Source organism: Streptomyces sp. C (assembly GCF_000158895.1).
Taxonomy (GTDB): Bacteria; Actinomycetota; Actinomycetes; order Streptomycetales; family Streptomycetaceae; genus Streptomyces; species Streptomyces racemochromogenes.
The window spans coordinates 899,949-902,999 of the sequence record NZ_GG657750.1 but is presented as its reverse complement, the minus strand read 5'-3'; the positions used below and the strand labels follow the sequence as shown (position 1 = coordinate 902,999).

Sequence of the window (3,051 nt, the reverse complement as noted above, 5' to 3'; positions counted from 1 at the left end):
AGCAGGTACTCGGTCTCCTGCTGGGTCAGGATGTACGCGAACACGAGGACCAGCGCGATCGGCACCGCAGGCCACAGCGGCATCCGCCAGGCGGCCTTCTCGCCGTGCGCGCCGCGCCGGCTGAACAGCGCGGCCACCGCGACCAGCAGGTACATGCCGGTCACCGACACGCCGGTCACCCCGTACAGGGTGTCGAGGTTGACGAAGCACATCGCCGCGCCCGGCAGGCCGACCAGCAGCGTGGCCACCCAGGGGGAGCCGAAGCGGCCCAGCCGCGACAGGCCGCGGTTGACCGGCTCGGGCCAGGCCTTGTCGCGGGCCGAGGCGAAGAGCACCCGGGAGTTCTGGATGACCATGACGATGCCGGCGTTGACGATGGCCAGGGCCACGCACAGGCTGACGAAGGTACCGACGGCCGAGTTCGACCAGGCCGTCACCATCGCGCCGAGGTCGCCGGAGGTCAGCGCCTCCAGGTCCGGGGCGCCCAGGGTGATCGCGATGACCGGGACCAGGATCACGGCGGAGGAGATCGCGAGGGTCGCGAGCACGGTCCGCGGGACGTTGCGGCGCGGCTGCTCCAGTTCCTCGGAGAGGTAGACGGCGGTGGAGAAGCCCTGGGTGACGAAGAGCGCGATCGCCAGACCGGAGACCACCATCATGGCCGTCACCGTGGAGACGCCGCCGCCCTCGGCGGCCACCGAACCGTGCACCAGGGCGTCGGCGCCCCGCTCGCTGTGGGCGAAGCCGAGCACCGCGACCAGTGCGGCGGCGACCACCTCCAGCACGAGGAAGACGCCCGTGATCCAGGCGTTGGCGCGCAGGTCCAGCAGACCAGCGAGGGTGGCGAGCAGCATCACGGCGCCGCCGGCCACCGGAGCCGGTACGTCGATCACGGGGGAGAGGTAGTCGGCCGTGCCCATGGCGATCACGGGCGGCACGATCATCACGACGAGCAGGGACAGCACGAAGACCAGCCAGCCGGCGAGCCGGCCCGCGAGGGTGGAGACCATGGCGTACTCGCCGCCGGCGCTGGGGATGAGCGTGCCCAGCTCCGAGTAGCAGAAGGCCACGCCGACGCAGAGCAGCGAGCCGATGGCGATGGTGAGCGCGGTCCAGGTGCCGAGACCCGAGAAGAGGTCGGGCACGACGACGAAGAGGGTCGAGGCGGGCGTCACGCACGACAGCGTGAGCAGGGTCCCGCCGACGACGCCGATGGAACGCTTGAGCTTCTGCGGGGTGGGACCGGTGGCCGGGGCGAGGGCCTGGGGTGCGCTGATCGTGTCAGTCATCGGTGCGGGGTTCCGATCGGCAGTGTGGTGAAGGAGTGCGGGAGCGGTATCGCCTCCGGGGCGGTGGTGGGCACTTCGTTCGCGTGGCTCCCGGGCCGCTATGCAAGCTCCACGAGATCCGCAGGTCAATAGGTGTTCACCTGCGGAATCCATCGTGGATCACCCCTCTGGCGCGCCGGATGCGTGTTAAGGCCGCGTAAATATTGGCCGGGTGGGGGGTGCGGGAACCGCAGCGAGATCCAATGAATTTCCCTCCGCTTTGCCTGGCCGGGCCTGGCCTGGCCTGGCCTCGCCTGGCCGGGGCGGGCGGCCGGGACGTCAGGCGGCCGGGCCCGCGGTGCGGGAGGCCAGCAGCAGGGCGATGTCGTCCGGGCGGTCCGGCGTGCGGGCGGCCTCGGCGACCAGCCGGTCGGCCGTCTCCGTCAGCGGGGACGGCCGGGCCGCGGCCAGCGCCGCCCGCAGCTGCTCCACCCCGTCGTCGATGTCCGCCCCCCGCTTCTCCACCAGCCCGTCCGTGTACAGGGCCAGCACCTCGCCGGGCGCCAGCGCCAGTTCCGTCACCGGGTACCGCGCCCCCGGGTCGATGCCGAGCACCACCCCGCCCGCCAGGTCCAGCACCTCCGCCCGGCCGTCGGCCCGCCGCAGCAGCGGCTGCGGGTGCCCGGCGCGGGCGGCCAGGGCCCGGCCGGAGCCGGGGTCCAGCAGCACGTAGCAGCAGCTGGCGAACTGGCCCGGATCGAGGTCGATCAGCAGCTGGTTCGTACCCCGCACCACCTCGTCCGGGGCGTTCCCGCTGAGTGCGAAGGCCCGTACGGCGCTGCGCAGTTGGCCCATGGTCGCGGCGGCCGCCACCCCGTGGCCCTGGACGTCCCCGATGACCAGCGCCAGCCGGCCCCCGGCCGTCTCGATGACGTCGTACCAGTCGCCGCCGACCTCCATGCCGTCCGACCCGGGCAGGTACCGGCCGACCGTGGCCACCTCCTTCCGCACGGGCAGCCGGTGCGGCAGCAGGGCCGCCTGGAGCCCCCGGGCCAGCGCCGCCTCGCTGTCGTAGCGCCGGGCCCGCTCCAGGGCCTGCGCGATCAGGCCGGCCAGCGCGGTGAGGACCGTACGCTCCTCGGGGCTGAAGCCGCGCCGCTGGTCGAAGCCGAGGATGCAGGAGCCGACGGGGCGGCCGGAGGCGATCAGCGGCAGGAAGGCGCGCGCCCCGACCTCGGCGTCCAGCGGGATCCCCGGATAGGCCGCGGCGAGGTGCTCCATCGACTCGAAGAACAGCGGCCGGCCCGAGGTCAGGGTCTCCACCCCGGGCAGCCGCTCGTGCAGCGAGACCCCGTCGAAGCGGTCCAGGAACCCCGTGGGGAAGCCGGTCTCCCAGGCGAGGTACAGGTGGCGCTCGTCGAGCATGTAGATGGCCAGCTGCCGGCCGCCGAAAGCGGGCAGCAGCTCCTCGGTGACCACGGCCGACACCTGGCGCGCGGTGACCGCCTCGGTCAGCGCGATGGCCAGGGCCACCGGCCGGTACAGGGAGGAGGCCCGGTCCGCGGGCGAACCGAGGCCGCCGCCCGGCCGGAGCACCGACCCCGGCGCGTAGGCGGGCGGCTCGGCGGCCTTTTTTTGTCACCGTCACCCCCGAGACGCCCGGGTACAGACCCACCGACAACCACTCCCCGCCGCCCCGCCCCGCCCCGCGCCCGGCCCCGTCCCCGGCATCCGCCCTGTTTTTCGGCGTCCGCCGCGTCCCTGGGGTCCGTCCCGGTCTCGG

1 protein-coding gene and 1 pseudogene are annotated in these 3,051 nt (G+C 73.6%); both read right to left on the bottom strand.

All coding sequences use genetic code 11. The annotated features are described in order from the left end of the window. On the bottom strand, window positions 1-1,289 hold a 1,289-nt coding region (locus SSNG_RS04010; protein ID WP_042802908.1), incomplete at its 3' end, for an APC family permease. Window positions 1,290-1,607: 318 nt separating this feature from the next. Next, window positions 1,608-2,952: pseudogene (locus tag SSNG_RS04005) on the bottom strand (GAF domain-containing SpoIIE family protein phosphatase); the annotation flags it as partial. Between the last annotated feature and the right edge of the window lie 99 nt (window positions 2,953-3,051).